Genomic DNA, 1,827 nt, shown 5'->3' on the forward strand with positions numbered 1-1,827 from the left:
ATCCACACCCCCACCCAAACCATCACCCAACACCCCCACCAAACCCCCCAACGCAGTACACAACAACCCCCCCACCTCAAACGGATCAACAGAGTTGGCTACCTCGACGGTCACGCTCAACCCGCCAGAGCTCAGGTCGTTGACCGACGCCGTCAGCGGATAGTTGGTCCGCTCCCTGGCGAAGACACTCCGGATGCCGGCCTCCCAGTCCTGGACGGCATCGCTGTTCCGACCCTCGGTTTCATGGCCTATGTAGCGGTAGTTGAACAGCGAGGTGAACAGGGGCGTGTTCTCCTCGACGCCACTGGCCTGCTGCGCCACCGCCAACGGCGCATGCTCGTGCTCCAGCAACGCCGCCAGCTGAGACCGCATCTCCTCCACCGCGGCCCGTGCCCCGACACCATTGGTCCGCACCCGCACCGGCAGCGTGTTCATGAACGGGCCTACGACCCGGTCGGAACCCGCACCCGCGTTCATCCGCCCGAACAACACCGTCCCGAACACCACATCATCCCGACCCGACAGCGCCGCCAGCACCCGCGCCCACGCCACATGCAACACCGTCGCCGCGCTGACCCCCAACCGCCGGGTCACCTCACGCAACCGGTCCACAACCTCCTGCGGCACTGGCAACTCGGCCGACACCGACGCCGTACCATCGCCACGGACGTCCATCAGTCCATACGGCGCCGTCGGCTCGGTCACGTCCCCCAACAACTCCGTGAAGAACTGCTCATGCTCCTCCCGGGACACACTGCGAGCCTGAGCAACGAAGTTTCGGAACGGCAACGGCGGCGCCAGCTCATCTCCGCGCCCGGCCGCGATCGCCCTCAACTCTCCGGTCAGAACATCCATGCCCTGGTGGTCCAGGACCATGTGGTGCATCCGAAGGATCCCCAGCCAACGGCCGTCCTCGACCTCGGCCACATGCAAGTCCATCAACGGCGGCCGGCCCAGGTCCATCCCCGACCCGACCCGCTCCACCAAGGCCGCCACCGGATCGGCTTCGGCATCGTCGAGGACATGGGTCACCACCGGCAGTGCCACGTGCCGCCACACCACCTGGACCGGCTCCGGCAGCCCGTCCCACACCATCGCCGTGCGGTAGATGTCGTGCCGATCCACCACCTGTTGCAGGGCTTGGGCGAACCCGTCGAGTCGTCCCCGGGAATCGAACTGCAACCCCCGCATCATTACGTACGGGTCCTGCCCCCCGTCGGCCATCAGGTGGTGGAAGAGCAGGCCCTCCTGCAACGGCGCCAACGGATACACGTCCGCCACGTTCGCCGCACCGCCCTCCACCCCGGCGACGATCCGCTCCACATCGACATCCGACAACTCCACCAACGGCAACATGTCCGCCGTGATCCGGCCCGCACCCACCGGAATCAGATTCTCCGGCACCACCACCGGCACCACCGCAACCGCCTCGGCCAGGCCGGCCGGCGTCGGAGCCTCAAACAACACCCGGACCGACACCGACACACCCCGCCCACGCAAACGCTCCACCAACGACACCGCAAGCAGCGAATGCCCACCCAACCGGAAGAAGTCGTCATCCACGCCTACCGAGTCCAGCCCGAGCACCTCCGCGAAGACCGCGCACAGGATCTCCTCCTGCACCGACACCGGCCCTCGTCCCGTGCCCGCGGCATAGTCCGGCGCCGGCAACGCCCGACGATCCACCTTGCCGTTCACCGTCAACGGCAACTCCTCCAGGACCACCACCGCCGCCGGCACCATGTACTCCGGCAACCGCCGCCCCGCCAACTCCCGCACCTGCTCCGGTAGATCGCCCGCAGTCGCATCCGCATCGGCCGCCACCAC

General features: G+C 67.4%; 1 protein-coding gene. It reads right to left on the minus strand.

The annotated features are described in order from the left end of the window. Nucleotides 1–1,827: condensation domain-containing protein (locus ACWCPF_RS45420; protein ID WP_451051028.1), on the minus strand; the 1,827-nt coding region annotated here is incomplete at both ends.

Source organism: Streptomyces sp. NPDC001858, assembly GCF_053594615.1.